A 25927-nucleotide genomic window follows, 5' to 3' on the forward strand; every position below is an offset into this window, starting at 1 on the left:
AGACTAAACCCTCGCGTCGCTATTGCATATAGGACAAAACGCCCAACCAAGTGGCTTGCAAGTGGGCCACAAGTCCCCGCAGGGGCCGTCGGCACTCAGGCTCCGACGCCCGCGGGCGCGGCGGCGGTGGAGGCGGCGGGATAGTAGGAGATCCACTCCTCCCGGCTCATCCGGAGCATCCTGACGCCGAGGGCGCCCAGTGCGGCCACCGGGATGCCCCACAGGACGACGGTCGCCGGGCCGTACCCGACGAACATCGAGCCGCCGTAGCCGACCGCGAGGACGAGCGGGATCCACCAGTGGGCGAAGCCGGCCCGCCAGACGCCGACGGCCAGGACCGGCATGCCGAAGATGGCGAAGAAGATCCACGGCATCTGGAAGCCGAAGACGACACCGGGCAGGTTCACCATCTCGTCCATGATGCGGGTGGCCTCCTCGGGGCTGTGGTGCCGGCCGAGCCACCACTCCACCGGGTCGGCCATCAGCAGACCCGACAGGTTGATGTAGCCGAGGATGACGAGCGGGCCGGCGATGTGCCCGAACACCGCCGCGCGGCGGCGCATCACGTGCAGCAGGCCGAGGGCGGCCAGCGCCATCAGCAGGTACGCCCAGTGGTAGAGCACCGACTGGACCTGGGCGAGGACGGGGTCGTCGCCGAAGCTGACCGCCTCGCGCTCGTCGCCCCAGGTCCCGGGGTCGAGGATGACGGCGATCGCCTGGAGGAGCGGGGCGACGATCAGCAGCACGCCGGAGGCGACGCGCCTGAAGTCTGCGGAGTCCTTGAACACGGGGTTTCCCTGCCTGTGCGGAGTCACGGTGCGCAGGCGCCGGGGTGGACGCGGATGGATCCCGCCGCCTCCGGTACGGATCCCGTACGGGGCCGCCTGCGTGGAACTGTCGCCAGGAAGGTATTCCGCCGCCCGCCGCCGGGTCGTCCGCCGCGGGGTTGATCCGGCGTCCTCCTGCCGGGGTAAGAGGCGTCCCCCGGGGTCCCCTCCGGAGTCATGGCCTGAGTCCGCGATCCCCGATCCGCGATCCCCGGCCCCCGATCCGCAGCCCGCAGCCCGCAGCCCGTGGTCCGTGGTCCGTGGTCCGCGATCCCCGGTCCGTGCTCCCTGCTTCGCAGTCCTCGGTTCGCAATCCGCGACCCGGAGCGGGCCGACGTCACTCCGCTGCCACCTGTGCCCGGCCGGGGCTTCGGCGCCTGGACGGCATCTCAGAATATGGACGACACTTCCGGAATCCGGGCGGAACTCCGGAGTCCGGCCGGTGCTTCGAGGATCACCGAAGATGAAGGTTTCCTTACCCGTGCCGGGGGCCTGAGCTGGTGCTCCGTGCTGGACGATGGTTCCCCGGCCCCTTCCTGCCGTCCGCCGCCCGGGGATCCGGAAGTCCTGCCGGCGGGCAGGACGTGCGCATCTTCCAGGGTCGGTAAACGGCGTGTTACGGGCATCTCATAAGGTCTAGACCAAAGTTGTGAGATCCGACAATCAGGAAGACAAGTGATGTTGCACGAGAAACTGGCATCCATCTACGACAGCGTCCTGCGCCGGAACCCGGGCGAGACCGAGTTCCACCAGGCCGTCCGGGAAGTGCTGGAGAGCATCGGGCCGGTCCTCGGGAAGCACCCCGAGTACGCCGAGTCGAAGATCATCGAGCGGATCTGCGAGCCCGAGCGGCAGATCATCTTCCGGGTGCCGTGGGAGGACGACCAGGGCGAGGTGCACATCAACCGGGGCTTCCGGGTCGAGTTCAACAGCGCGCTGGGCCCGTACAAGGGCGGCCTGCGCTTCCACCCCTCGGTCTACCTCGGCATCGTGAAGTTCCTCGGCTTCGAGCAGATCTTCAAGAACAGCCTGACCGGCCTGCCCATCGGCGGAGGCAAGGGCGGCTCGGACTTCGACCCCAAGGGCCGGTCCCAGCGCGAGATCATGCGCTTCTGCCAGAGCTTCATGACCGAGCTCTACCGCCACATCGGCGAGTACACCGACGTCCCCGCGGGTGACATCGGCGTCGGCGGGCGCGAGGTCGGCTACCTGTTCGGCCAGTACAAGCGCATCACCAACCGCTACGAGTCCGGCGTGATCACCGGCAAGGGGCTCAGCTACGGCGGCGCCCAGGTGCGCACCGAGGCCACCGGGTACGGCTGCGCGTTCTTCGTCGAGGAGATGCTCAAGGCCCGCGGCACGTCCTTCGACGGCAAGCGTGTCGTGGTCTCCGGCTCCGGCAACGTCGCGATCTACACGACGGAGAAGGTCCAGCAGCTCGGCGGCACCGTCGTCGCCTGCTCCGACTCCTCCGGCTACGTGGTCGACGAGAAGGGCATCGACCTCGACCTGCTCAAGCAGGTCAAGGAGGTCGAGCGGCTGCGCGTGGACGTCTACGCCAAGCGCCGCGGCGGCGAGGCCAGGTTCGTGGCGGGCCGGAGCATCTGGGAGGTGCCGTGCGAGGTGGCGATGCCGTCCGCCACCCAGAACGAGCTCACCGGCCGCGACGCCGAGACGCTGGTGCGCAACGGCTGCGTCGCGGTCGGCGAGGGCGCCAACATGCCCACCATGCCGGAGGGCATCCGGGTCTTCCGGGAGGCCGGCGTGGCCTTCGGCCTGGGCAAGGCCGCGAACGCGGGCGGCGTGGCCACCAGCGCGCTGGAGATGCAGCAGAACGCCAGCCGCGACTCGTGGAGCTTCGAGTTCTCCGAGCGCCGCCTCCAGGAGATCATGCGCGACATCCACGCCCGCTGCCTGCAGACCGCCGACGAGTACGGCATGCCGGGCGACTACGTGGCCGGCGCCAACATCGACGGTTTCAAGCGGGTCGCCGACGCCATGCTCTCCCTCGGCCTGATCTGACCTCGTCAGCCGCCGACGGCGCGGCGGAGGCCGGCGAGGGAGGCGGCCAGCAGCCGGGCGCGGCCGGTGGACTCGGCGTAGTCGGCGAGCACCGCGCACAGGCACACCGCGAGCACCCGCGCCGCCAGCTCGCGCCCGGGACCGACGGGCCGCCCGTAGGCCGAGAGCAGGGCCGTGCGGGCGGCCCCGTCGAAACCGGCGTAGGCGAGGGAGAGGTCGACCGCCGGGTCGGCCCGGCACAGGTCGCCCCAGTCGATGACGCCGGTCGCCCGCCCGTCCGGGTCCACCAGCAGATGTCGCAGGTGCAGGTCGCCGTGGGAGACGACGGCGGGACCGGGCGGCGGGCCCGCCCGCTCGCCCTCGGCGAGGAGCCGGTCGACGGCCGGGTCCGGGGTCCACGCGCCGCGCCGTACCAGCCGGCCCAGCCGCTCCCGGGCCATCGCCGCCCGGATGGCCGGATCGCCCCGGCGCATCGGGTCGACGGGCAGGCCGCCGCCCGCCTCGGCGGCCAGCTCCGGGGCGTGCAGGGCGTGCAGGAACGCGCCGAGACCGGCGGCGGCCCGCACCCGCCCCTCCTCGGAGAGATCCGCCTCGGCCAGCTCCTCGCCGGGGATCAGCTCCGCGCCCCAGAACGGCCACGGATAGGCCCCGGACGGCCGCCCGACCCGGGCCGGCACCGGCAGGACCAGCGGCAGCCGCGCGGCCAGGATCGGCAGCGTCGCGATCTCCCGCTCGACGCCGGGCAGCGCGACGGCCCGGCGCGGGAACCGGAACGCCCAGCGCTCACCGACGAGGTGGACGGTGTTGTCCCACCCGGTGGCCAGCAGCCGGACCGGCGCCCCGCGCAGGTCCGGGAACTGCCCGCCGACCAGCGCCGCCGCGTCGTCCTCCCGGACGTCCTGCTCGGCCGCCCACTCCGGCCTCGCGCCCGTCGCCGTCGCACCGTCGCCCGCTCCGGGCGTGCCTCCTGGGCCGCTGTTCGTCACGGCCGTCACGCTATCGGGCGGCGGGGCCGCCCGACGACCCCCGCCCGCGGGCGACCAGGCCGATCAGCAGGACCAGCCGGCCGTTCGGCACGGAGAACGGCACGGCCGGGCCGCCGGAGCACTTCCCCCGGGAAGCGGCCGGACGCCCGCAGGGATTCTCAGAGCACCTCCGCGAACTCCCTCGGCAGCTGGGAGAGCACGTCGTCGAGCTCTCCGGGGGCGGTGGCCAGGCGCAGCGCGGAGAAGACCGAGTGCACGTCCTCCCTGACCTCGGAGACGTCCGCTCCCGAGCGTTCGCTGACCCGCCGGACGAATTCGTCGAGCCCGAAGTCGTCGGGGGTCTCGCGATCCGAGAGCAGCAGGTCCTGCATCGACTCGGGAAGCTGGGACGCCAGGTCGTCGGCCTCCTCGGGGGTCAGGCGTTCGGCCAGTGTCTCCAGCGTGGCCTGGGTCAGGATCTCCGCCTGGTCCTGGGTGAGTCCTGACTCGTTGCACACCACTCTGATGAATTCGCCCTCGTTCATGGCGTTTCCTCCCCTCCTATCCGGTTCGGAGGCGTGCCCGGTCCCCACGGTGCCAAACGATCCTTGACCAAGCCGTGAACCGGCCGCCGCCCCCTCCGGCGTCCGGGCCCCGCGCGTCCGTCTCCGCGCCCCGGTGTGCGGGCTCCGCGCGTCCGGCCTTCGTGCCCCGGTGCCCGGCCGCTATGGAACGGCGGCGGGCAGGAAGGGGCTCGGGTCGCCGGTGTAGGAGACGTACAGGCGGTCGCGGGCCCGGGTGCAGGCGACGAAGAGCAGGCTGCGCTCCCGCTGCAGGTCCAGCGCGCGGGTGACCGGGTCCTCGTCCTCGGCGGTCAGCACGGACGGGTGCGGGACCAGCTCGGCCGAGGCGCCGATGACCGCGACGCAGCGGAACTCCAGGCCCTTGGCCTTGTGCATCAGGCCGACCTGCACGGTGTCGCGCTCGTCGCCGCCGCCCAGGAACGCCGTGGGCACGCCCGCGGCGGTCAGCGTCTCCCGCGCCGCCTTCGCCATGCCGAAGAACCGGGTGATCACGGCGATCGCGGAGGGCTCCACGCCGGAGTCCAGCCAGACGCGGACCTGGCCGGCCAGCGCGGCCAGCTCGGTGGCGGCGTCGGCGGCCCGCAGCACCGCCGGCCGGTCGCCCCGGACGGGGGAGCGGTACCCCTCCAGGTCGTCGTCGCCCCCGTCCAGGCCCGCCGCGGACGCGCCGCCCAGGATCGGCACGGCCCAGTCGAGGATCTCCTGCGTGGTCCGGTAGCTGATCCGCACCCGGTGGCTGCGCCCCCGCACCTCGATGCCCAGCGACGACAGCGAGACCCGGTGGTCGTGGATGCGCTGGTGCGGGTCGCCGGTCAGGAACAGGTCGTCGGGGCCGGGCGCCACCGCCGCGCGCAGCAGCCGCCACTGCGCCGGGTGCAGGTCCTGCGCCTCGTCGACCACCACGTGCCGGTACGGCGGCGCCGCCTGCTCCCGGAGCAGCCGGGCCGCCTCGTCGGCCAGTTGCAGGTAGGTCCAGCGCCCCGACGCCCGGAGCCGGCCGGTCTCCTCGGCGATCACCCGCCAGACGGCCGCCCGGCGGCCGCGGGGCAGCCGGGTCCCCCGGCCGGGGCGCGCGCAGGCGAGGTACGCCTCCTCGCCGCGGATGTCCTGCGCCAGGACGACCTGCTCCCACTCGCGCAGCAGGAAGCCCCCGCCGTACGGGAGCCCGGAGCGCCGCGCGGCCGCGTCCCAGGCCCGTTCGAGGTCGGGCCGGGAGACCGTCTGCGGGTAGAGGCCGAGCGCGCCGCGGACGGTGCGCATGGCCAGCCGGTCGATCCCGGAGACCTCGGCGCGCCGGTGGACCCGTTCGTCGCCGATGAGCACGGCGAGCTGGCGGTCGAGCGCCTCGGCGAGGTTGCGGGCGTAGGTGGTCAGCAGCACCGTCCCGCCGGGCCCGTGCGCGGCGAGCCGGTGCGCGAGGTGGGCGGCCCGGTGCAGGGCGATGGTCGTCTTGCCGGTCCCGGGACCGCCCGAGACCTGGGCCGGGCCGGAGTACGACCCGCGGTAGGCGATGCGGTGCTGATCGGGATGGAGGAAGGTCCGCCAGACCACGAACGGGTGGGAGCGCGCGTCGCGCAGCTCGTCCGGCCCGGCCGCCGCGGAGGTGCTCACGCGCGGGTGCACTCCTCCGTGTCGCCGGTCCGTGTCGCCGGGCGGGTCCCGGCCGGGTCCGCATCCCTGCGGATCCCATGCAGAGGATAAGGGGTGTGTCGATATTCGGGCAAGATGTGTATATTTTCCCTCAATAAGACCGGATGGCAGGAGGATCTTTCGTGAGGGCATTCCCGCGGGTGCTGTTCGACGAGGCACACAGCGAGTCGTGGACCATCCGGCGGGAGGTGGCCGAGGCGATGAACCCGGGCCACCCGGACGACAACAGCTACGCCCGCGCCGCCGAGCTGCTCCGCCGCCTGGGCCACACCGTCACCGCGCACACCGGGGACGCCGCCGGAAGCACCGCCGGAGGCGCCACCGGGAACGCGGCGGAAACCGGGGCCGGGGGCGCGGCCGGAAGCACCGCCGGAGGCGCCACCGGGGGCGCGGCCGGAAGCACCGCCGGGGGCGCGATCACCCCGGCCGTCCTCGACGGCACCGACGTGCTCGTGATCGCCCACCCCTCGGCCGGCCGCTGGGAGCGCACCACCGGCCTGGGCAGCCCGGTCTTCCCCGCCGAGGAGCTCGACGCGATCGAGACCTACGTCGCCGGGGGCGGCGGCCTCGTCGTGCTGGCCGAGTGCGAGCAGGACAAGTACGGCAGCAACCTCGCCGACCTCCTCGATGTCTTCGGCGTCCGCGTCGAGCACACCACCGTGCAGGACCCCCGCAACGCCCACAACGGCGTGGCCTCCTGGGTGATGGGCGTGCCCGGCGAGACCGGGGAGGAAGACCTCCTGGCCGGGGCCCGCCGCGCCTGCTTCTACCGCGCGGGCGTCCTGTCCGCCGACCCCGGCCTCGCCCCCGGGGACGTCACCGTGCTCTTCTCGACCTCCCCGACCGCCGATCCCGCCGGCCGGCCGCTCGCGCTGGCCGTACGGCACGGCAGGGGGCGCGTCGTCGTGGTCGCCGACTCCGACCTGTTCGGCGACGACTCGATCGACGACCACGACCACGCCGCGCTCTGGGGCAACCTCGTCACCTGGGCCGCCCGGGTCCCCGAGCGGGCCGGGCGGACCGGCGGCGGCGACGACACCCGGGCCGCCTTCGCCGGGCTCAAGGACGCGGTGGAGCGGCTTCAGCCGCTGCAGGCGAAGGACGGCTCGATCGAGGGGGACCGCGACCTGGCGGTCGCCCTGATCTCCGAGATCGTCGACCGGATCACCGAGCTGGCGCCGCGCTTCCCGCACGACGCGGCCTACCTCGACGCGGTCGTCGCGGACTTCGGCAAGTGGGTCGCGCAGGGCCTCGGCGTCCCCGACTTCCTCGACTCGCTCGACGCCTTCCACCCCGACGCCCAGCGGATCGACGGCCTGGAGCACCTCGTCGTCTTCCCGATGTACACGCAGAACGGCAGCACCCGCCGGCACGTCGAGGCCGTCTGGATCCGGACCGTCTGGCCGCGGTGGCTCGCCGAGCTGGAGGCGGCCCGCTACGACAACCCGATGTTCGTGCCGATCGCCTTCGAGGACTTCACCTCCGGCTACGACACCGACTCCGCGGTGCTCTTCCCCGAGACCGTCGCGGTCCGCGAGACCCCGGCCCGCTTCACCTGGGGCGGCATCTTCTGCGACCGCGAGGCCGCCCGCTTCCGCCGGGTCGGCCGGGCCGCGGCCGACACGCTCAAGCTGGCCCTGCCGCCGGACGCGGCCCGGCTGCTGGAGTCGCAGGAACTGGCCCAGGACACCTTCGTGCTCTGGGACCTGATCCACGACCGCACCCACAGCCACGGCGACCTTCCGTTCGACCCGTTCATGATCAAGCAGCGCATGCCGTACTGGCTCTACTCCCTGGAGGAGCTGCGCTGCGACCTGACCGCGTTCGGCGAGGCGGTGCGGCTGGAGGCCGAGGGCGTGCCGCACGTCCGGTACGTCCAGCACGCCATCCTGTTCGACCGGCTGTTCCGCTTCCCGATCACCGGTGGCCGGGTCCGCAACTACGACGGCCTCGGCGGCCAGCTGCTCTTCGCCTACCTGCACCGCAACGACGTCGTCCGGTGGACCGACAACCGGCTCAGCGTCGACTGGTCCCGGCTCGCCGGCGGCGTCGCCGACCTGCGCGGCGAGGTGGAGAAGCTCTACCGCGACGGCATCGACCGCGCCAAGCTGGCCCACTGGCTGGCCGCGCACGAGCTCGTCGCCGCCTACGTCGAGCCGCACCCGGCCTCGGTCTGGGCGAAGGGCGTGGACGCCCTGCCCACGGACGGCTTCCCGAAGGCGGTGGTGGACGCGGTGCTGCCCGACGAGTTCCCGCTGAGCATGTTCTACGAGGCGCTGCGCCGTAAGCTCGGCGAGGTCGTCGACTCCACGAAGGGGATCCGAGCATGATCATCGTCGTCGCGGGCGCGGCGGGCCCCGCGGGCCAGGCCGCCGTCCGCCGCTTCACCGCCCAGGGCCACACCGTCATCGGCGTCGACAAGTCCGGCGCCGACGGCACACTCGCGGTCGACCTGCTCGACTTCGAGGCCGTGCGCGGGCTCGCCGCGGACATCCGGGCCGAGCACGGCCGCGTGGACGGCCTGGTGCACCTGGTCGGCGGCTGGCGCGGTTCGAAGACCTTCGCCGAGACGCGGCTGGAGGACTGGGCACTCCTGCACGACCTGCTGGTGCGCACCCTCCAGCACGTCACCCTGGCCTTCGAACCGCTGCTCAAGGAGAGCGCGCGCGGCCGGTTCGCGATCGTCTCCGCCAAGGCCGCCGAGCGGCCCACCCAGGGCAACGCGGCGTACGGCACCGCCAAGGCCGCCGCCGAGGCCTGGACCCTGGCCTTCGCCGACGCCCTGGAGGGGACCGGCGCGACCGCGAACATCCTGGTGGTCAAGGCGCTCGTGCACGAGGGCATGCGCGCCGCGGACCCGGACAAGAGGTTCCCCGGCTTCACCGACGTCGACGACCTCGCCGCGGCGATCGAGGGCCTGTGGGACACCGAGGCCAACGGCACCCGAATGGACCTGACGCAGTGACGGACGAGAGCAAGGACACCACCACGGGCGCGACCACGGCGGCCGCGACCCCGGACGCGACCACGGGCGCGACCGCAGGCGCGGTGACCGGGATCGCGGACGCCGCGCCGACCGGCGCCGTCCGCAGGCACGACCCGGCGGTGAAGGGCTTCGCCAGCGACAACTACGCCGGCGTGCACCCGGAGATCCTCGCCGCGATCGCGCTCGCCAACGGCGGGCACCAGACCGCCTACGGCGACGACGTCTACACCGAGGCGCTGCAGGAGGTCTTCCGCGCCCACTTCGGCCCGGCGGCCCAGGCCTGGCCGGTGTTCAACGGCACCGGCGCCAACGTGGTCGCGCTGCGCGCGATGACCGCGCACTGGGAGGCCGTGGTCTGCGCCGAGTCGGCGCACATCCACACCGACGAGGGCGGCGCGCCGGAGCGTACGGCCGGGCTCAAGCTGCTGCCCGTGGCCACCCCGGACGGCAAGCTCACCCCCGAGCTGATCGACCGGCAGGCCTGGGGCTTCGGTGACGAGCACCGCGCCCAGCCGAGGGTCGTCTCGATCACGCAGACGACCGAGCTGGGCACGCTCTACACGCCGGAGGAGATCAGGGCGGTCTGCGAGCACGCCCACGGGCTCGGCATGCTCGTCCACCTCGACGGCGCCCGGATCACCAACGCCGCCGCCGCGCTGGACGTGCCGCTGCGCGCGTTCACCGCGGACGCCGGGGTGGACGTGCTCTCCTTCGGCGGGACCAAGGCCGGGATGATGTTCGGCGAGGCCGTCGTGGTGCTGAACCCGGACGCCGTGCGCGGCCTGCGCTACCTGCGCAAGACCGCGATGCAGCTGGCCTCCAAGATGCGGTTCGTCTCGGTGCAGTTCGAGGCGCTGCTCGCCGGGGACCTGTGGTTGCGCAACGCCCGCAACGCCAACGCGATGGCCCGGCGGCTCGCCGACGCCGTCCGGGACGTGCCCGGCGTGCAGATCCCGCGCCCGGTCGAGGCCAACGCGGTCTTCGCGATCCTGCCGCGGGACGCCACCGAGCGGCTGCAGAAGCGCTTCCGCTTCTACACCTGGAACGAGGCCACCGGCGAGGTCCGCTGGATGACCGCGTTCGACACCACCGAGGCCGACGTCGACGCCTTCGCCGCCGCCGTCGCGGAGGAGGTAGGATTCCCGGCATGAACCACCGCAGCCTGGGTCTGTGGCGGGCCGCCCTCCGGCGGACCCGCTAGCCAGCCCCGACTGCGCACACGAAAACGGCCGCCGTTCACCGGCGGCCTTTTCCTTTCCACCCCTGCGGCCGGTGGTCCGGCGGTCCCTCACCGAGAAGGGGACCCACCATGACCAAGCGCGTCTTCTCCGCGTTCAAGCCGACCGGCCGCCTGACGCTCGGCAACTACCTCGGCGCGATCCTGCCCGCCGTACGGCTGCAGGACGAGGCCGACTGCGTCTACGCCGTCGCCGACCTGCACGCCCTGACGATCAGGCATGATCCCGAGCGGCTGCGCGCCCGCACCCGCGAGGCGGCGGTCCTGCTGCTCGCCTGCGGCCTGGACCGCTCCGGGGTCTACGTGCAGTCGCGGGTGCCCGCCCACACGGAGCTGGCCTACCTGCTGGAGAGCACCGCCCACTACGGCGAGATGCACCGGATGATCCAGTTCAAGGAGAAGTCGGCGGGCCGGCAGGAGGTGCGCCTGTCCCTGCTGACCTATCCCGCGCTGATGGCCGCCGACATCCTGCTGCACCGGGCGGACCTCGTCCCGGTGGGGGAGGACCAGCGCCAGCACGTCGAGCTCACCCGGGACCTGGCCCTGCGCTTCAACCACCTGTACGGCGAGACCTTCACCGTCCCGGAGGCCGTGCACCCGCGCCTGGCCGCCCGCGTCATGGACCTGGCCGAGCCCACCGCCAAGATGGGCAAGTCCGACGGCTCCGACGCGGGGACGGTCCACCTGCTGGACGAGCCGGCCGACGTCCGGCGCAAGATCATGCGAGCGGTCACCGACTCCGGCACGGAGGTCCGCCACGACCCGGAGGCGAAGCCGGGGGTGTCGAACCTGCTCGCCCTGCTCGCCGCCTGCACCGGGCGGCCGGTCGAGTCGCTCTCCTACGCCTCGTACGGCGCGCTCAAGAAGGACACGGCCGAGGCGGTCACCGAGACGCTGGCCCCGGTCCGGCGGCGCTTCGGCGAGCTCTCGGCCGACCCGGCGGAACTCGACCGGCTGCTGGAGACGCACGCCGCGCGGGCGGCCGGGCGCGCCTCGGAGGTCGTGGCGGCCGCCCGGGCGGCGATGGGCCTGGCCTGAGACCGGTTCCGGCCGGGCCCGGCCGGAGACCGGACGACAGGACCGGCCCGAGGTACGGCCTCGGGCCGGCTCCGTCCCGGCCGCGGCCGCACCCGGGACGGAGCCGGCCCGGGGGCCGGAGCGGGCCCCGGAGCGGGCGGGGCGCGTGGTCAGTGCTTGTGGCCCGTCTCCTGCTCGTACTGGGTGAGCTGCTGCTCCAGGGCCTTCATCAGCTCGAAGACCTGGCTCGGAGGGATGCGGATCCGGCTGACGATCCGGGTCGGCACGCTGACGAAGTGCTGGCCCGACGAGGGGTCGTTGGCCAGTTGGGGCGGTCTGGTGATCACCGCGAAGTCCAGGACGAAACCATCCTGGGTGTGCCATACCGAGGCGAAGTTGGCGTACTGCCCCATCTCGACCTCGGCGGAGATGCTCACCTCCAGGCGGTTCTCCGGCTCGTCGTTCACCACTTAAGTCTCCTCCGGCCAGATCGGTTCCGCCATGCCGCCCCGGCCGGAATCCGGCCGCGCAGGGAACGCGCTGACGCTATTCACATGTATGCCTGACTCATTGCCGTATGGACGGCAGCGGCTGGGCACCCCGCTGCTTCAGCATGTCCTTCATCAGTTTGATCTCTCCGTCCTGCGTGTTCACGATGTGCCGCGCCATCGTGACCACCTCGTCACGATCGGAGAGCTTGAGCAGGGCCTCCGCCATCTGCACGCCGCCCTCGTGGTGGCGGATCATGAGCTGGAGGAAGAGGATCTCCTGCTCCCTGCCGGTCGCCTTGCGGAGCCGGTCGAGCTCCGCCGCGCTCGCCATGCCGGGCATGGCGGCGGGGGCGCCGGCCGTACCGCCGTGGCCGTGACCGGCCATCCAGGCCATCGACGGCCGCTCGGTCGCCTGGCCGAGCTCCCACTGCTGCAGCCAGCCCATGAACATGCCGCGCTGGGCGGTCTGCGTGATGATGATGTCGTAGGCGAGTCCGCGAACGGATTCGTCCTCCGTGCCGTCCCTGGCTATGAACGACATCTCGACCGCCTGGGCGTGGTGGGCCGCCATGTCGCGGGCGAACCCGGCCTCGGCGGAGGCGTCGGTGGGTTCGGCGCTCCGGCCCATGACGAGGGTCGTGACGGCGACCACCGCCAGGCAGCCCAGTATCAGGACGAGTATCGGACGTCGCCGGGATTTCGAGGACTCTTCTGCGGGACTTTCCATGACCTGTCAAGCCTACTCACCCTGACGGGCGGCACGTTAGCGTGCGCCGCCCATCCCCCCTTATTCTCCGCATACGCCACTAGGGCATAAGGTGACTCGGAACCGGTCACCGGGTGGAGGATCGATGTCGAAGGAAAAGACGCAGGCGAGGCGGGAGACGCTCGCCAAGATGCGTGCGGAGCAGAAGGCGAAGGAACGCAGGACCGCGCTCCTGATGTGGGGCAGCGGAGGCCTCATCATCCTTCTGCTCGTGGGTCTCGTGGGCTTCTACCTGGTGAACGAGCGTGCCGCCAGTTCCCTGGACGCGGTGAAGAGCTTCACGTACGTGGGAAGCGAGCACACCACCGACCCGGTCACCTACAAGGAGAATCCGCCGGTGGGAGGACCGCACGCGCCGTCTCCGGACTGGCAGAACTGCGGCGTCTACGACCAGCCGGTCGGTAAGGAGAACGCGGTCCACTCGATGGAGCACGGGGCCGTGTGGATCACCTACCGTCCCGACCTCCCCAAGGACCAGATCGAGAAGCTCCGCGAGCTCGTCCGCAAGCAGGGCGACTACATGCTCCTGAGCCCCTTCCCCGGCATTCCGTCGCCGATCGTCGCCAGCTCCTGGGGCAAGCAGCTCACCGGCATCACCGACGCGGACGACCCCCGGTTGCCGAAGTTCATCGCCAAGTTCAAGAACGGTCCCGGCACCCCCGAGCTCGGCGCGGCCTGCTCCGGCGGGAAGGGCGAGCCCCTGCCCTGATCCGGGCACCCCTGACCCGATCCGGAGGCGACGCCCGGCCGTGAGGCCGGGCGTCGCCTCCGCATTTTCCGGGGAGCACCCGCATCCGAGGACGGCCGTCACCTCCGCAGGAGGCGGAGCGCCACACCCACCACGGCGTCGGCGGGGACGTAGCCGTACTGCCGGGAGTCTCCGCTGCCGTCCGGGTTGTCCCCCAGGAGCGCCAGGCAGCCGGGGGGAACCACCGGCTCGGCCCCCTCGACGGGGAACGGTGCCGGTTCCCCGGCGACGGCGGCGACGCGCTTGATGACCCGCCGGTGGATCACGGCCTCCTCCGGGCCGACTCCCTCCGGGAGAGGCCGTATCCCCTCGGGCAGGTCCACCACTACCACCTGGCCGGTCCGCAGCCGGCCGCCCCGGCGGCGGCGTACCAGCACCCGGTCGCCGTGCCGGTAGGTGGGCGCCATGCTGGGGCCCCGCACGGTGACCACCAGGTGCCGCCGGCGCAGCCACACCAGCCACCCCGTGAGCACGGCTGCGGCCGCCGCTGCGGCCACGGCCGCCTGCCGGATCACCGCGGCGCCGTTTCGGTGTAGCCGCGGGCCTGCAGGTTGAAGAGCCGGGCGTAGGCGCCGTCCTCGGCGATCAGCCGGTGGTGCTCCCCGTGCTCGGCGATCCTCCCGTCGGAGAGGACCGCGATCAGGTCCGCGTCGCGGATGGTGTTCAGGCGGTGGGAGATCAGCAGGCTGGTACGGCCGGCGCGGTGCTCGCGGAGCCGGGTGTGGATCTCCGCTTCGGCCTCGGCGTCCAAACCGGAGCTGGGTTCATCGAGGATGAGCAGGTCCCGCTCGTCCCGCAGCAGCGCCCGGGCGAGCGCCAGCCGCTGCCCCTGGCCGCCGGAGAGCAGCATCCCGGTCTCCGGCCCTTCCTCGTCGACGCCCTCCACGAACATCCTCGTCAGCATGGTGTCGTAGCCGTTCGGCAGGGAGGCCAGCACCTGATGAACCCCGGCCCGCCGGGCGGCGGCCTCGATCCGGTCCCGGTCCCGGAGACGGGCCAGATTCCCCAGCCCGATGTTCTCCGCCGCCGAGAGCTCGTACTCGACATAGTCCTGGAACACGGTGCCGATCCGCTCGCGGAGTTCGGCCGGGTCGATCTCCCGCAGGTCGGTCCCGTCCCAGAGGATCCGGCCGCGGACGGGGTCGTAGAGCCGGCAGAGCAGCTTCACCAGGGTGCTCTTTCCGGCACCGTTCAGCCCGACCAGCGCGGTGGTCCGCCCGGCGGGGAGGGTGAGGTCCACGCCGCGCAGCACCCACGGCCGGTCCGGCCCGTACCGGAACCAGACGTCCCGGAACTCGATGCCTCCCGTCAGCGCCGTGACGGGGGTGGGGGCGGCCGGGACCGGCAGGTCGGGTTCCACCGTGGTCGCCACGCGGTAGTGGTCCAGCATGAGCAGAGCCTGGTATCCGCCGCCCATCTGCGCCACGATCCCGGAGATGGCACCCTGGACCCCGGCGAGCGCGGCCACGAAGACCGTCACGTCGCCCACGGTCAGCAGTCCCGCCCGGGCGGCCAGGACCGCCCAGACCAGGCCGCCTCCGGCCACCGCGGCGCCCAGGACGCCGAGCAGGCCCTGCACTCCCACCTCCCGCCGGTCCAGGGCCCGGTTGGCGGCATTGACCGAGCGCAGCTCGGTGAGCATGCGGTCCCGGAAGAAGGCGCCCAGCCCGAAGAGCCTGACCTCCTTGGCCTCGCGCGGGGCGCTGAGCAGGTTCGCGTAGAAGTACTGCCGCCGTTCGGCGTGGCCGATCCGCCACATCGCCTGGACCCGGCGCCGGCCCATCAGGACCTCCGCGCGGGCGGTGGGGACCGCGGCGACGGCCACGGCCAGCAGCAGCCACGGATTGATCAGCAGCAGGGTGACCAGGAAGCCGGAGAGGGTCAGCGTGCTCCTCCCGATCCCGGTCACACTGTTCACCAGGTCGCCGGGGCTGGTGCTGCCGGACTGCTGGGCCAGCCGGATCCGGTCGTGGAACCGGGGGTCCTCCAGCCGGGCCAGCCCTCGCAGCCGGTCGTTCATCGCGCTGTAGAGGCGGTCGGCCACGGTCACCCGGACCCGTCTTCCCAGTTCGGACTCGGCGTACTGCGCCAACCGGGGCAGGATGACGGCGGCGATCCCGGTGACGGCCAGCGCCACGGCCGCCCACACCAGCGTCCGCCCGGCCATGCCGCCGACGAGCCCGTCCAGCACGAACCGGGTGAGCCACGCGGTCACCACCGGAGCCAGCCCCGTGGCGACCGCCAGGACCGCCAGTCCGGCCAGGCTTCCCGGAGCGGCTTCCAGAGCCAGCCGTACGGCCGTGCGGGCGTGGCCCAGAGCGGTCCGCGGAGTGAGCCGGACCGCTGCCGGAGCTCCGTTCACGCCGTCACCGGCGCGGCCGTCACGGCGTCCCTTCCGACGGCGGCCACGGTGCCGTCGCCGCCCACGCGGCACATGGCGGGGTAACCGAAGACCTTGAACGCGGTGGCGAGAGGGCCGTCGGCGACCTCGCGGACGACCGTGGCCGCGCCCTCGAACTCCGCCGTCATGCGGGCCGCGTCCTCCTCGGACGGGGCCACGACCACGACCATCGTCCGGCTCCGCCCGCCCGGTAGCGATCTGGCGGCCGAGGCGAACCGCGGCGCCCACTCCTCACATGTGCTGCAGGTCGTGGAGAAGAAGCCCACCATCCCGCCCTCGGCCAGCTGCGCGTCGGTGATCCGCTCCCCGGTGACGGAGGTGGCGGTGAACGAGGGGATCGGGGTGCCCACGCCGATGATCGGTTCGGGCACGGTCCCGGCCCCGGCCAGTTCGGTGAAGCGGTCGGTGTGATCGCGCAGCCGGCGGATCACGCCGAGGGTGAGGATGAGGTTCAGGACGGTGAGGACAGCGCACAGGGTGAGGGCCGCGGCGACGAACATGTCGGCTGCCTCCTTCTTATTTCGATGACATGGAGGTGGGGGCGAAGAGAGCGATGAGATCGTCCAGGCGGATCACGAGGGCGGCGCCGGCGAGGGCGGCGACCGCCGTGAGTGCCGCGGTCGCGGGAGAGGCGGGCCACGCCCGCCCGGCCGGTACGAGCAGCGCCGCCATGACGCCGGTGAGCGCTACGACGATCAGGAACAGGTCGCGGACCAGGTCCGCGGGGCCCAGGCGCGTGGCCGAGGAACCGAAGCAGCGGCACGGGGCGCGTTCGCCCCGCCGCAGCGCCCCGGCGATCCCGGCGGTGAACGCGGTCAACAGCACGAGGGAGAGGGTGAACCCCGCCACCGCGGTGGCTGGGACGGCCACCAGGACCGGCACGGCGAGTTCGGCGGCGAACACCGCTCGGGCGGCCGGCTGCCGCCATCCCGCGAGGCGGGGCGGCAGCAGCCGGCCGGTCGAGGCCGTGAACTCGGCGAACGCCTCACCGGACCGCTTGCCGGCCACCGCTGCCGCGAAGACAACCGCCACGAGCACCTGGCAGCCCAGAAGGACGTATGCCATCAACGACCTCGGTTGCCTCTAGTGGCAGCTGCTGCAGGAGATGTAGCGGGCGCTGTCCGCGCAGTAGCAATCCTTGTGCCGGCCGCCACCGCAGCTGACGTAGTACACGCACGGACCCGTGTACGGGTAGGAGCCGCACGGACAGCTCGCCGCCGCGGTCGTGGCCGGCACGAACCGGTTGAGCATCCGATCCCCCAGCGCTTCCAGTCTTCTGATCATGTGTGCTCCCTTTCCTCGGGCGTCGCGATTCCGCATACGAGGGGTTCGGATGCGGCCGGAGTGGCGTCCGGGGCGACACCTCACACAAGATAACCGACCAATGTTATTGAAACAATGCCATTCAGAGATGCAATCGAGATATCGCTTGTTTTCTATGCGAATTGCCGGTTGATCAGGGGGAACGGTGGCGGACTCTCAACCATGCGGACTCTCGGTGCGCGGGCGAACGCTCTTCGTCGCCGAATTCCAGCGTTCCGTATATCGGTGCGCCGGAGATCGGCCGCCGTACGGGAATTCCGCCCGCGGGGGCTCCCGGGTCCCGCCGGGCGGCGCACGCCTGCGGATCATCCGACTGCCCGCAGGTGTGCGCCGTGTCGAGCTCCCGTCGGGGAGTGCCAGGTGGGAGCGTGCCCGCCGGGTCCATGCCGTGGCTGCGGAGTTCCGGTCCGCTTATGTCGGGGTGCCGGACCCGGGTGTTCCGGGCGCGTCGTGCGGACGTCCGGGAAAAAGAAAGCCCGGCTTCGACCGGCTGTGCCGGCCGTTATGGGTGGGACTTGTATTTCCTGTTCGTGCAGCTCGTTCTACATGACTGCATTCTTTGTTCGCTGACATCGGCCAGTCAAGATCGAAAAGCGTGTGAGCTTTTTCATGGGTTGGAGCCCGGTGATCATGGGTAGGGAGCGTTGAATCGGTTTTCACGCCGCCGGGCGCAGTGATTTCCGCACCACCGTGCTTTCCGCACCGCCGGGCACAGTGAAGCGCCGTCCGGTCCTCATCGCGGGCCGGACGGCGCCGTGCGCATTCGAGAAGCCACGAGGGGCGCGTCAAGCGGGCCCGGCCGCGACCCCGTCGCCGAGCACCACGCTCACGACCTGACCCCGGCGGTCCCGGGCGGGATCAGGACGCCGGCCGGGAGCCGGTCCCACCCCTCAGCCTGCGCGGCCGGCCGCCCCCTCGCGCGGCCGGCCGCCGACCGGCCCTCCGGCGGTCCGCCGCGGGCCGGGGCCGTCCGCCGGTGACCGGAGGACGGCAGGCGGGGGGCGGGTCGAGGAAGGAGGGGGGCCGGGGCGGCGGCGGTCCCCCCGGCCACAGGACGGCGACGGCGACGATCGCGGAGACCGTCAGCAGCACGCCCAGCAGGACCTCCAGGAGCACGGCGAGCGACATGGGAACCTCCGGGTCTCGCCGTGCGCGCGGACGGGCACGGCGGTGGAGACGGAGGTCTTCCCGCACCCTCCCCGGCGAGGAGGGCCGCCCCGCCGGGTCTTCCCGGATCGGCGGGGACCGTGGTGACGGTCGGGGCGTCGGACGGCGGGTACTCCCCTCCGAGCTGTGCTTCCACTATCCGCCTCCCGGCGCACCTGGTCAAACACCCCGTGCGGAGGGGCGGCCCCGAGGGCTCCGGCCGCCGCCGGACGACCGGCCCACCACGTTGACAACCTTCCGGCGTGCTCTAGCCTGGTGGCGAGGGGAGTACTTCCCAAGCGCCGGCCCGGTCAATACGGACACCCCAGAGCGTCCTCGGGCGGCCGCCCGCTCCAAGCGGGTGAAGGAGACCTCGAACGATCACGCACGTTCGAGGAGACTCCATGCCCGCTGAGGCAGGCCTGCTCGCGGCCGACCTTGAGACGATCGGCACGCCGGGGATGTGGACGATCAGCGTCGCCGTCCTGCTGCTGCTGCTCGTCCTCGACTCCCTGCTGACCCGGCGCCCGCACGAGGTGCGGATGCGCGAGGCGGTGGGCTGGTCGGTCTTCTACCTGGTGCTGCCCCTCGTCTTCGGCGTCTACCTCTGGGTGGACCACGGCTCCACCGTGTCGGTGGAGTTCTTCACCGGCTACGTGGTGGAGAAGTCGCTGTCTGTGGACAACCTGTTCGTCTTCATGCTGCTGCTGGCCGCCTTCGCGGTCCCGGCGGCCCTGGCCCAGCGGGTCCTGCTGTACGGCATCGTCGGGGCGCTGGTGCTGCGCGTGATCTTCATCGCGCTCGGGGCGGCCGTCCTGCAGAGCGGCACCTGGGCGTTCCTGCTCTTCGGCGGGGTGCTGATCGTCACCGCCGTGAAGATCCTCAGGGACGCGCTGGGCGGGCACGAGCAGGAGGTCGACATCTCCTCCATGCGCACCGTCCGGCTGCTGCGCCGCTTCATGCCGGTCACCAGCGACTACCGGGGTTTCCGCATGGTGGTCCGGGAGGGAGGCCGCCGTGCCCTCACCCCGCTCGCACTGGCCGTCGTGGCCGTCTTCGCCACCGACATCGTCTTCGCCGTCGACTCGGTGCCCGCGGTGTACGGCGTGACGGAGGACCCGTACATCGTCTTCGCCACGAACGCCTTCGCCCTACTGGGCCTGCGGGCGCTCTACTTCGTCCTGCAGGGCGTCCTGACGAAGCTGCGGCACCTCAACCACGGGCTCAGCGTCATCCTGGCCTTCATCGGGGTCAAGCTCATCCTGCACTGGGCGCACGGCATCTGGACATGGCTCCCGGAGATCCCCACCCCGGTCTCGCTGGGGGTCATCATCGGCGTCCTGGCCACGGTCACGGCCACGAGCGTGTACGCCAACCGCCGCGACGACCGCCGCGACCCGGACTCGGTGTCCTCGTCCGCCGGGCGCTGACCGCGCGGCGGCCCGCGGGGAGGCCGCCGCGTACTCTCGCCGCCGGAGCCGCCGGAGCCGCCGGAGCCGCCGGAGCCGCCGGAGCCGCCGGAGCCGCCGGAGCCGCCGGAGCCGCCGGAGCCGTCAGGGGAGGATCCGCTCCAGGGGCACCGCCTCCAGCCCGTGCGCCTCGGCCACGGGCCGGTTGGTCAGGTGCCCCTCGTGCGTGTTCAGGCCCAGCGCCAGCGACGGGTCGCGGCGCAGGGCCTCCCGCCAGCCCAGCTCCGCGATGGACAGCGCGTAGGGCAGGGTCACGTTGGTCAGCGCGTGGGTCGAGGTGTGCGGGACCGCGCCGGGCATGTTGGCCACGCAGTAGAACACCGAGTCGTGCACGCGGTAGGTGGGGTCGGCGTGGGTCGTCGGCCGGGAGTCCTCGAAGCAGCCGCCCTGGTCGATGGAGATGTCCACCAGGACCGAGCCGGGCCTCATCCGGCTGACGAGGTCGTTGGTGACCAGGGTGGGGGCCTTCGCGCCGGGCACCAGCACGGCGCCGATGACCAGGTCGGCGTCCAGGACGGCGCGCTCGATCTCGTACATGTTCGAGGCGACCGTACGGCAGTGCCCCCGGTAGACGGCGTCGGCCTGGCGGAGCCGGTCGATGCTCCTGTCCAGCAGCACCACCTCGGCGTGCATGCCCAGCGCGATGACGGCGGCGTTCATGCCGGACACCCCCGCGCCGATCACCACCACCCTGGCCGCGTGCACGCCAGGCACCCCGCCCATGAGCACGCCGCGCCCGCCGCCCTGCCGCATCAGGTGGTAGGCCCCGACCTGCGGGGCGAGCCGCCCGGCCACCTCCGACATCGGCGCCAGCAGCGGCAGGCGGCCGTCGGGGGTCTGCACGGTCTCGTAGGCGACGCCCGTGACCCCGGCGTCCAGCATGGCGCGGGTGCAGCCCTCGGAGGCCGCCAGGTGCAGGTAGGTGAACAGCACCTGCCCCTTGCGCATCCGGTGGTACTCCTCCTGGACGGGCTCCTTCACCTTCAGGACGAGCTCGCCCTCCGCCCACACCTCGTCGGCCGAGTCCAGGATGGTCGCACCGGCGCCCTCGAAGGAGGAGTCCGGGATGGACGACCCGGCCCCGGCGTCCTTCTCCACGAAGACGCGGTGGCCCTGCCGGACGAACTCGTGGACTCCGGCCGGGGTGAGCGCCACGCGGTACTCGTGGTTCTTGACCTCTCGGGGAACTGCGATCCTCACGACTCCTCCAGGGTTCGCCGCCTGCGGTCCTCCTTCACTTTGCGTTCCCGAGGAAAAGGCCACCATGCCCAGGGTGGAAGGAATCGACCGGTGTTGACGACAATCTGTCAGCGGCCGCAGCTCATCGTGTTTCTCGAACCGGCCTTTACCGGTTGATTACGCACTCCCTGTGGAGATCGGTAGGCTCACGCCAGCACACGTGGAGAACGCGGGGATATGACGATGGGGAAGCACTCGGGACCCGGCGCGACGCCGGAGCCGCAGGGACCTCCACCGGCTCCGTCCGGCCCGCCGGTCCCCGGTCCGGCGCGGACCGAGGCGTTCCCCGGTGGCGTCCCGTTCCCCGGCCCGCACTCCGGCCCGTCGCGGCCGGGCGCGGCTCCCGGAGCGGTCCCCGGGCAGGCTCCCGGGACGCCGGGCGGGCCGAGGGCCAGCCGGGCCACCACCGCCGTCCTCATCGTCGCGCTGGTCCTCGTGGTGCTGACCACCGGCGTGCTCGCCACCATCGCGGTGCTCATGACCCGCAACCCCGGCGTGCCGCTGGGCGCCCCGCCGCCGCAGCGGCTGCCGGCGCCCATCCACTTCGCCCCGGTCACCGCCGCGCAGTCGGGGCCGTGCACGACCCCCGAGGGTGTCCCCGACGAGGCCGGGCAGGTCTGCTACGAGGTCGCCGCGGGGGTCGACGTGACCGCCGTACGGGGGATCGACGCGGTCCGGGGGAGCGACGGCTCCTACGCGGTCCGGATCACCTTCGCGCCCGCGTTCCACGACCGGATCAACAGCCTGACCGAGGAGGCGGTCGACCAGCAGATCGCCATCGTCGTCGGCGGAAGGGTCCTGGCGGCCCCCCGGGTCGGGGAAGTGATCACCGAGGACAGCATGCAGATCGCCGGCTCCTTCACCAGGGAGCAGGCGGAGGCGATGGTCGCGCGGCTGCGCGGCACCGCGGCGGGCACGTCCCCGCCGACGACCGCCCCGACCGGCGCACCGGCCACCACCCCGCCCACGGCCGGGCCGACCGGAACGAATCCGACCGGCTTCGGTCCGACCGGGACGAACCCCACCGGTTCCGGGTCGACCGGCGCCCCGGCCGCGACGAACCCGGCGGCGACCGCACCCGTCACCCCTCCGGCCAGCGCGCCCGCCACCGGAACGACGGCCCCGGCCGGCCAGGCCACCACGGCTCCCGCCGCCGCCCCCTCCGGCCGTACCGGGGCGGACCGGGCGGGTGCGGGCGGCACGGACCGCAGGTTCGGCACCTGCCGGGAGGCGACCGCGGCCGGCTACGGCCCGTACTTCAAGGAGAGCGACCCGGAGTACGCCTGGTACGTCGACGGGGACGGGGACGGCGTCGCCTGCGACAGCGACCGGCCCTGACCGCCGACGGCCCGCCCGCCGCCGGACGGCGGCCCGCCGTCCGCCCGCCGGCCCTGACCGCCGTCAAGAGACGACCTGCTCGACGGCGCCGATGCCGAAGTACACCGTGAAGACCAGCGTGACCACCCAGAGCAGCCACGGGATCTCCCGGCCCCGGCCGAGCGCCGCCTGGATCACCGTGTAGGAGACCACGCCCGCGCCGACGCCGTTGGTGATGCCGTAGGTGAACGGCATGATGGCGATCGTCAGGAAGGCCGGGATCGCCAGGGACAGGTCGTCCCAGGGCACGTTCTTGGCCTGGGTCATCATCAGCGCCCCCACCAGCACGAGCGCGGGCGCCGCCGCCGCGGCCGGGACGACCGTCGCGAGCGGGGTGAACAGCAGCGACAGCGTGAACAGGCCGCCGGTGGCCAGGGCGGCCAGACCGGTCCTGGCGCCTTCGCCGACCCCGGCCGCCGACTCGACGAAGACCGTCCCGGCCGAGGCGCCGGCGAGCCCGCCGATCGCGCCGGACACGCCGTCCACGGTGAGGATGGCGCCCAGCCGGGGGACCCGGCCCCGCTCGTCCACCAGCCCGGCCTCGTCGCTCACGCCGATGATGGTCCCCATCGCGTCGAAGAAGCCGGACAGCACGAGGGTGAACAGCACGACCGTGGCGGTCACCGCCCCGGCCCGGGCGAACCCGCCGAACAGGTCCACCTGCCCGAGGAGCCCGAAGTCCGGGGCCGCCACCACCGCCTCCGGCAGCCGGGGCACCACGACGCCCCAGCTCGCCGGGTCGACCCGCGCCACCGAGTCCACCGCGACCGCGGCCAGCGCGGTGACCACGATGGCGATCAGGATGGCCGCCGGGACCCGGCGCACGTAGAGCACGATCATCAGCAGCAGCCCCAGGCAGAACAGCGTCACCGGCCAGCCCGACAGGTGCCCGGCCGTGCCCAGCTGCACGGGCGTGCCGGTGCCCGGAGCGACGAACCCGGCGTCGACCAGGCCGATCAACGCGATGAACATGCCGATGCCCACGCTGATCGCGTGCTTGAGCGCGAGCGGGATGGCGTTCATGATGAGCTGCCGGAGCCCCGAGACGGCCAGCAGCACGATCAACAGGCCCTCCAGCACGACCAGCCCCATGGCCTGCGCCCAGGTCATGTGCGGCGCGGCCTGGTAGGCGACCACCGCGTTCAGTCCCAGCCCCGTCGCCAGGCCGAACGGCGCGTTGCCGACCACGGCCATCAGCAGGGTGCTCACCGCCGCGGTCAGGATGGTGGCCGTGGTGAGCTGCGGGACCGACAGGCGCGCCCCGGTGACGTCGGCGGCGCCGCCCAGGATGATCGGGTTGAGCAGGACGATGTAGGCCATCGCCATGAACGTGGTGACGCCGCCCCGGACCTCCCGGCCGACCGTCGTCCCGCGCGCCGACAGCTCGAAGAAGCGATCCACCGGTCCCCCTCTCAACGGCGGGGGACGCCCGCTTCCTACCCGCTCAGCGCTATGTCATGGGGACGGATCGGCACCCGGGGCAGGGCCAGCCCGGTCGCGGCCCGCACCGCGGCGGCCACCGCCGGGGTCGACGAGAGCGTGGGCGGCTCGCCCGCGCCCCGCAGGCCGTACGGCGCGTGCGGGTCGGGGTTCTCCAGGATCGAGACCCGCATCGGCGGCATGTCCAGGACGGTGGGGATCAGGTAGTCGGTGAACGAGGGGTTCAGCACCCGGCCGCCCGCGACCTGGATCTCCTCCATCAGCGCCAGGCCCAGCCCCTGCGCCGAGCCGCCGTGGATCTGCCCCTCCAGCGCGAGCCGGTTCAGCACCCGGCCCACGTCCTGCACGGCCGCCAGCTCCACCACCTTGACCAGGCCGAGCTCGGTGTCCACGTCGACGACCGCCCGGTGCACGCACAGCGCGAGCTGGGTGTGGGAGTCGCCCTGCCCGGTGACCGGGTCCATCGGGAACGTCGGCCGGTGGCGGTACTCGCGCGTCTCCTCCACCGGGCCGTGCCGCTCCAGCGCCTCGGCGAGCGACGCCCCGCCGGCGCACAGCTCCTCCAGCCGCTCCCGCACGGCCCGGCAGGCCGCCCTGACCGCGCCGCCGGTGACGTAGGACTGCCGGGAGGCCGACGACGACCCCGCAGAGCCGACCGAGGTGTCGGCCCCGGCGACGGTCACCCGGCCGACGCCCAGGCCGCCCAGCTCGGTGCGGGCGACCTGCTCCTGGACCATGACCAGCCCCTGGCCGACCTCCGCCGCCGCGGTGTGCACCAGCGCGTGCGGCTCGCCGCCGAGCAGCTCCACCCGGACCCGGGCGGTGGAGTGGTCGTCGAAGCCCTCGGAGAAGCAGATGTTCTTGATGCCCACGCCGTACCCGACGCCGCGCCGCACCCCCTCGCCGCGGGTGGTCCGACCGGCGCCGCCCGGCAGGTCCAGCAGGCCGCCCGCCGGCTCGGGGGGCAGGGGCATCGCGGCGAGCTCGCGGAGCATCCCGGCGAGCGGCGCGGGGGAGTCGACGACCTGCCCGGTGGCCAGCCGCGACCCCTGGGAGACGGCGTTGCGGACCCTGATCTCCACCGGGTCGAGGCCGCACGCCTCGGCCAGCCGGTCCATCTGCGACTCGTAGGCATAGCAGGCCTGCACCGCGCCGAAGCCGCGCATCGCGCCGCAGGGCGGGTTGTTGGTGTAGACGCCGTAGGCGTCGAGGCGGACGTTCGGCACTTCGTACGGCCCGACCCCGAGCGAGGCGGCGTTGCCGACCACGGCGCGGGAGGAGGAGCAGTAGGCGCCGCCGTCGAGCAGGATCTCCGCCTTCACGTAGACCAGCCTCCCGTCGCGGGTCGCGCCGTGCTCGTAGCGCATCCGGGCCGGGTGCCGGTGCACGTGGCCGAAGAACGACTCCTCGCGGTGGTAGACCATCTTGACGGGGCGGCCGGTGCGCAGCGCCAGCATGCACGCGTGGACCTGCATGGACAGGTCCTCCCGGGCGCCGAACGCGCCGCCCACGCCGGCCAGCGAGAGCCGTACCCTCTCCGGCGGCAGGCCCAGGCACGGCGCGATCTGGTCGCGGTCCGCGTGCAGCCACTGGGTCGCGACGAACAGGTCCACCCCGCCGTCCTCGGCGGGCACGGCCAGGCCGGACTCGGGGCCCAGGAAGGCCTGGTCCTGCATGCCGACCTCGTACTCGCCGGTCACCACGACGGGGGCGGTGAGGTCCGCGGCGTCGTCGAGCCCGGCGCCGACCCGGACCGGCTGGTGGCGCAGCACGTTGCCGTGCTCGTGGACCTTCGGGCAGTCCGGGTCGAAGGCGGCCCGGCGCGGGTCGGTCACCGCCTCGCGGACCTCGTACTCCACGACGATCGCCGCGGCGGCCCGCCGGGCCAGCTCGGGGTGGTCCGCGGCCACCAGCGCGACGGGCTCGCCCTGGTAGCGGACCTGGTCGATCGCGAGCACCGGCTGGTCCCGGTGCTCCAGGCCGTAGTACTTCTCGCCCGGCACGTCCTCGCAGGTGAGTACGGCCAGCACGCCCGGCACGGCGAGGGCGGGCCCGACGTCGACCGACCGGATCCACGCCGACGGGTGCGGGCTGCGCAGGGTCACACCCCAGACCATGTCCGCGAGGTACAGGTCGGAGGAGTAGGCGAACTCGCCGGTCACCTTCAGCGTCCCGTCGGGCCGCAGCAGGCTCTCCCCGATGCCCTGACTCTGCCGTGTCTCGATCTCGCTCACGGCTC

23 protein-coding genes are annotated in these 25927 nt (G+C 72.9%); 8 read left to right on the forward strand and 15 right to left on the reverse strand.

Going from position 1 to position 25927, the window contains the following annotated elements; translation table 11 throughout:
* Positions 1–95 precede the first annotated feature (95 nt).
* Positions 96–788: a hypothetical protein gene (locus IEZ06_RS01000; RefSeq protein ID WP_189234731.1), complete on the reverse strand. Its 693-nt coding sequence runs from the start codon at positions 786–788 to the stop codon at positions 96–98.
* A gap of 717 nt (positions 789–1505) precedes the next feature.
* Between IEZ06_RS01000 and gdhA the strand changes: the two genes are divergently transcribed.
* Positions 1506–2849 (forward strand): NADP-specific glutamate dehydrogenase, encoded by a 1344-nt coding sequence (gdhA, locus tag IEZ06_RS01005; protein ID WP_189234732.1) that lies wholly within the window; start codon positions 1506–1508, stop codon positions 2847–2849.
* A 5-nt stretch (positions 2850–2854) separates the two neighbouring features.
* Here the strand turns inward: gdhA and IEZ06_RS01010 are convergent, their stop codons facing one another.
* The 3 genes from IEZ06_RS01010 to IEZ06_RS01020 all read right to left on the reverse strand — a co-directional run bounded on the left by IEZ06_RS01010 (position 2855) and on the right by IEZ06_RS01020 (position 6009).
* Positions 2855–3835 (reverse strand): phosphotransferase, encoded by a 981-nt coding sequence (locus IEZ06_RS01010; protein ID WP_189234733.1) that lies wholly within the window; start codon positions 3833–3835, stop codon positions 2855–2857.
* Positions 3836–3993: 158 nt separating this feature from the next.
* The gene (locus IEZ06_RS01015; RefSeq protein ID WP_068894347.1) at positions 3994–4359 is read right to left on the reverse strand and encodes a DUF2267 domain-containing protein; all 366 of its coding nucleotides are present in this window, start codon (positions 4357–4359) and stop codon (positions 3994–3996) included.
* 180 nt (positions 4360–4539) lie between these two features.
* Positions 4540–6009, reverse strand: a complete 1470-nt coding sequence (locus IEZ06_RS01020; protein ID WP_189234734.1) for a UvrD-helicase domain-containing protein — start codon at positions 6007–6009, stop codon at positions 4540–4542.
* Positions 6010–6170: 161 nt separating this feature from the next.
* Between IEZ06_RS01020 and IEZ06_RS01025 the strand changes: the two genes are divergently transcribed.
* The 4 genes from IEZ06_RS01025 to trpS all read left to right on the forward strand — a co-directional run bounded on the left by IEZ06_RS01025 (position 6171) and on the right by trpS (position 11309).
* Positions 6171–8378, forward strand: coding sequence for a DUF6421 family protein (locus IEZ06_RS01025; RefSeq protein ID WP_268245568.1), 2208 nt, complete (start codon positions 6171–6173; stop codon positions 8376–8378).
* A complete protein-coding gene (locus IEZ06_RS01030) occupies positions 8375–9013 on the forward strand; it encodes an SDR family NAD(P)-dependent oxidoreductase (RefSeq protein WP_189234735.1) in 639 nt (212 codons plus the stop codon). Before IEZ06_RS01025 ends, IEZ06_RS01030 begins: the two co-directional genes overlap by 4 nt.
* A gap of 92 nt (positions 9014–9105) precedes the next feature.
* Positions 9106–10185, forward strand: a complete 1080-nt coding sequence (locus IEZ06_RS01035; RefSeq protein WP_189234903.1) for a threonine aldolase family protein — start codon at positions 9106–9108, stop codon at positions 10183–10185.
* Between the two features lie 158 nt (positions 10186–10343).
* Complete coding sequence (gene trpS, locus IEZ06_RS01040; RefSeq protein ID WP_189234736.1) at positions 10344–11309, forward strand: tryptophan--tRNA ligase; 966 nt, start codon at positions 10344–10346, stop codon at positions 11307–11309.
* A gap of 149 nt (positions 11310–11458) precedes the next feature.
* Here the strand turns inward: trpS and IEZ06_RS01045 are convergent, their stop codons facing one another.
* Both IEZ06_RS01045 and IEZ06_RS01050 read right to left on the reverse strand, forming a co-directional pair.
* Positions 11459–11758 carry a DUF3467 domain-containing protein gene (locus IEZ06_RS01045; protein WP_196452586.1) on the reverse strand — a complete coding sequence of 100 codons (300 nt, stop codon included), beginning with the start codon at positions 11756–11758 and terminating at the stop codon, positions 11459–11461.
* A gap of 97 nt (positions 11759–11855) precedes the next feature.
* A complete protein-coding gene (locus tag IEZ06_RS01050) occupies positions 11856–12431 on the reverse strand; it encodes a DUF305 domain-containing protein (RefSeq protein ID WP_229797689.1) in 576 nt (191 codons plus the stop codon).
* 199 nt (positions 12432–12630) lie between these two features.
* On the opposite strand from IEZ06_RS01050, the gene IEZ06_RS01055 reads away from it, so the two are divergent.
* Positions 12631–13254 carry a thioredoxin-like domain-containing protein gene (locus IEZ06_RS01055; protein ID WP_189234738.1) on the forward strand — a complete coding sequence of 208 codons (624 nt, stop codon included), beginning with the start codon at positions 12631–12633 and terminating at the stop codon, positions 13252–13254.
* A 98-nt stretch (positions 13255–13352) separates the two neighbouring features.
* Here the strand turns inward: IEZ06_RS01055 and IEZ06_RS01060 are convergent, their stop codons facing one another.
* The 6 genes from IEZ06_RS01060 to IEZ06_RS01085 form a co-directional block, all read right to left on the reverse strand.
* Positions 13353–13808, reverse strand: a complete 456-nt coding sequence (locus tag IEZ06_RS01060) for a S26 family signal peptidase (RefSeq protein ID WP_203871698.1) — start codon at positions 13806–13808, stop codon at positions 13353–13355.
* Positions 13805–15655: an ABC transporter ATP-binding protein gene (locus IEZ06_RS01065; protein WP_189234739.1), complete on the reverse strand. Its 1851-nt coding sequence runs from the start codon at positions 15653–15655 to the stop codon at positions 13805–13807. The genes IEZ06_RS01060 and IEZ06_RS01065 overlap by 4 nt, the downstream gene beginning before the upstream one ends.
* The gene (locus tag IEZ06_RS01070; protein ID WP_189234740.1) at positions 15652–16194 is read right to left on the reverse strand and encodes a peroxiredoxin family protein; all 543 of its coding nucleotides are present in this window, start codon (positions 16192–16194) and stop codon (positions 15652–15654) included. The genes IEZ06_RS01065 and IEZ06_RS01070 overlap by 4 nt, the downstream gene beginning before the upstream one ends.
* 16 nt (positions 16195–16210) lie before the next feature.
* On the reverse strand, positions 16211–16759 hold the full coding sequence (locus IEZ06_RS01075; protein ID WP_189234741.1) for a MauE/DoxX family redox-associated membrane protein: 549 nt from the start codon (positions 16757–16759) through the stop codon (positions 16211–16213).
* A gap of 18 nt (positions 16760–16777) precedes the next feature.
* Positions 16778–16978, reverse strand: a complete 201-nt coding sequence (locus IEZ06_RS01080; RefSeq protein WP_189234742.1) for a hypothetical protein — start codon at positions 16976–16978, stop codon at positions 16778–16780.
* A gap of 897 nt (positions 16979–17875) precedes the next feature.
* The gene (locus tag IEZ06_RS01085; protein WP_189234743.1) at positions 17876–18145 is read right to left on the reverse strand and encodes a hypothetical protein; all 270 of its coding nucleotides are present in this window, start codon (positions 18143–18145) and stop codon (positions 17876–17878) included.
* Between the two features lie 422 nt (positions 18146–18567).
* Here IEZ06_RS01085 and IEZ06_RS01090 point away from each other — a divergent pair, with 422 nt between their 5' ends.
* Entirely contained in the window at positions 18568–19593 is a 1026-nt protein-coding gene (locus tag IEZ06_RS01090) for a TerC/Alx family metal homeostasis membrane protein (protein ID WP_189234744.1), read from the forward strand.
* 123 nt (positions 19594–19716) lie between these two features.
* Here the strand turns inward: IEZ06_RS01090 and ald are convergent, their stop codons facing one another.
* Positions 19717–20832 (reverse strand): alanine dehydrogenase, encoded by a 1116-nt coding sequence (ald, locus tag IEZ06_RS01095; RefSeq protein ID WP_189234745.1) that lies wholly within the window; start codon positions 20830–20832, stop codon positions 19717–19719.
* 222 nt (positions 20833–21054) lie between these two features.
* On the opposite strand from ald, the gene IEZ06_RS37065 reads away from it, so the two are divergent.
* Positions 21055–22209 carry a SecDF P1 head subdomain-containing protein gene (locus tag IEZ06_RS37065; RefSeq protein WP_203871699.1) on the forward strand — a complete coding sequence of 385 codons (1155 nt, stop codon included), beginning with the start codon at positions 21055–21057 and terminating at the stop codon, positions 22207–22209.
* Between the two features lie 63 nt (positions 22210–22272).
* Here IEZ06_RS37065 and IEZ06_RS01105 read toward each other — a convergent pair whose 3' ends face one another.
* A complete protein-coding gene (locus IEZ06_RS01105; protein ID WP_229797690.1) occupies positions 22273–23649 on the reverse strand; it encodes an NCS2 family permease in 1377 nt (458 codons plus the stop codon).
* Positions 23650–23684: 35 nt separating this feature from the next.
* Positions 23685–25922, reverse strand: coding sequence for a xanthine dehydrogenase family protein molybdopterin-binding subunit (locus IEZ06_RS01110; protein WP_203871700.1), 2238 nt, complete (start codon positions 25920–25922; stop codon positions 23685–23687).
* Positions 25923–25927: the final 5 nt, after the last annotated feature.

Origin of the sequence: Planomonospora antibiotica, assembly GCF_014647955.1 — a bacterium.
In the GTDB taxonomy this organism is placed as follows: Bacteria; Actinomycetota; Actinomycetes; order Streptosporangiales; family Streptosporangiaceae; genus Planomonospora; species Planomonospora parontospora.